This is a genomic window from Stenotrophomonas beteli (assembly GCF_001431665.1).
In the GTDB taxonomy this organism is placed as follows: domain Bacteria; phylum Pseudomonadota; class Gammaproteobacteria; order Xanthomonadales; family Xanthomonadaceae; genus Stenotrophomonas; species Stenotrophomonas beteli.
Map to the genome: position 1 here is coordinate 1 of NZ_LLXV01000106.1, position 2,129 is coordinate 2,129.

Here is a 2,129-nt window from a genome sequence, read left to right on the forward strand (position 1 = left end):
CCGCCCCCCCTCCCCCGCAGCAGCGCGGAAGAGGCGGCCTACCAGCAGCTTTCCAGCCTGCCGTTCGGCAGCTGGTTCGACATCGACAGTGGCGACGGCAACGTGCGACGGCAGCGCCTGTCCTGGTACAGCCTGCTGACCGGCCATGCCCTGTTCGTCAATGCGCGCGGGCAGAAGATCGCCGAGACCGATCTGGACACACTGGCGCGGCAGGTCAGCGCCGGCCACGCGCAGCTGGTGACCGAAGACCGTGGCCGGCTGGTGGACCGTGCCTGGCAGGCCAGCCTCAGCGCCCTGCGCGCGCTGGCGGGTGGCCATCGCAAGGAGACGCACGCATGAACCCGTTGCCACAGGACACCCGTCGCGCCCCGCGCCGCCAGGTGTCGGACCTGGTGCCGGTCACCGACCAGATGCGCGACTGCGTGGTGGGCCGGCTCGGCAATGTTTCCGAGACCGGCATGCTGATGCTGGCCAGTACGCCCTTGCGCGAGGACGCGCTGTACCAGCTGCGCTTCCCGCTGCCAATGGGCGACGGTCGCCATGAAGCCATCGACGTGGGCGTGCACCTGCTGTGGAGCGAACCGGCACACGCGCCAGGTCAAAGCTGGACCGGCTTCCGCTTCCTCACCCTGTCGCGCGAGCATCGGCAGCTGCTGCGCCAGTGGGTGGGCGAGGACAGCGATGAAGGGCCGCTTTCGACGGCCTGAGTGCCGGTTCCGGCACAGCGGTTTTTCGCGGTATGCGGCAGAATCTAGGGCCGTTTTCCGTGTCGAGCCACCGCAATGATCCAGCAAGACCCCGGCGCCCTGTATTCCGACCACCTGGCCGTGCTGTGCCGACGCGCCGAACAGGCACTGGCCCGCGGCGGCTTTGATCACCTGGTGGTGCCCAGCGGCACCCTGCACTACCAGGTGTTCGACGATCGCGACTATCCGTATGCGGTGAACCCCCAGTTCAAGGCCTGGCTGCCGCTCACCCGCGTGCCCAACAGCTGGATTGTGTTCACCCCGGGCAAGCGCCCGGCCGTGATCTTCCACCAGCCCTTCGATTACTGGCACGTGGTGCCCGATGCGCCGAGCGGCTGGTGGGTGGACCACTTCGACATCCACATCATCCGCACGCCCGAAGAGGCGCTGGCCCTGCTGCCGGCCGACCCGTCGCGCTGCGCGATCCTCGGCGAACCGCAGAGCGCGCTGGGCAACTACGTGCCGAACAACCCGGCGCCGGTGGTGAATTACCTGGAATGGCACCGCGCCTGCAAGACGCCGTATGAAATCGCACTGATGCGCCAGGCGCAGGTGCTGGGCGTGCGCGGCCACCGCGCCGCCGAGGCGGCCTTCCGCAATGGCGCCGACGAGTTCAGCATCCACATGGCGTACTGCCAGGCGGTGGGCCAGGATGCCAACGAGCTGCCGTACGGCAACATCGTCGCACTGAACGAACACGCCGCCGTGCTGCATTACACCGAACTGGGCCGCAAGGCGCCGCAGCCGCTGCGCAGCTTCCTGATCGACGCCGGCGCCAGCGCCCACGGTTACGCCAGCGACATCACCCGTACCTATGCCGCGCAGGGCCACGACGAATTCGCTGCGATGATCGCCGCCGTCGATGCCGCCCAGCAGCAGATGTGCGCCGCGGTGCGCCCGGGCTTCGACTACAAGCAGCTGCATGTGGACGCCCATCTTTCGCTGATGGGCGTGCTGAAGGACTTCGGCGTGATCAACGTCTCGCCGCAGACCGCGCTGGAGACCGGCATCAGCGCCGCGTTCTTCCCGCACGGCATCGGCCACCTGATCGGCCTGCAGGTACATGACGTGGCCGGCTTCGCGGCCAGCGACGAAGGCGGCCGCATCGAGCGCCCGGCCGGGCATCCGTACCTGCGCCTGACCCGCGTGCTGGAGCCGGGCATGGTGGTGACCATCGAACCGGGCCTGTACTTCATCGACATGCTGTTGAACGAAGTGAAGGACGCCGGCCATGGTGATGCGATCAACTGGGACCGCGTGGATTTCTTCCGCCCGTATGGCGGCATCCGCATCGAAGACGAAGTGCTGTGCACTGAGGGCGAGGCGGACAACCTGACGCGGCCGGAGTTTGCGGCGGCCAACGGCTGAGCCCCTCGTGGTTGG

The 2,129-nt window shown here is 68.0% G+C and carries 3 protein-coding genes; all 3 read left to right on the forward strand.

Annotated features, from left to right (window positions below):
- Window positions 1–339 (forward strand): DUF1631 family protein (locus ARC23_RS20175; protein ID WP_152985311.1); only part of this gene is annotated, 339 nt, incomplete at its 5' end.
- Between the two features lie 5 nt (window positions 340–344).
- Window positions 345–707 (forward strand): PilZ domain-containing protein, encoded by a 363-nt coding sequence (locus tag ARC23_RS20180; RefSeq protein WP_057498843.1) that lies wholly within the window; start codon window positions 345–347, stop codon window positions 705–707.
- A gap of 75 nt (window positions 708–782) precedes the next feature.
- Window positions 783–2,114: a Xaa-Pro dipeptidase gene (gene pepQ, locus ARC23_RS20185; RefSeq protein WP_057498842.1), complete on the forward strand. Its 1,332-nt coding sequence runs from the start codon at window positions 783–785 to the stop codon at window positions 2,112–2,114.
- Window positions 2,115–2,129: the final 15 nt, after the last annotated feature.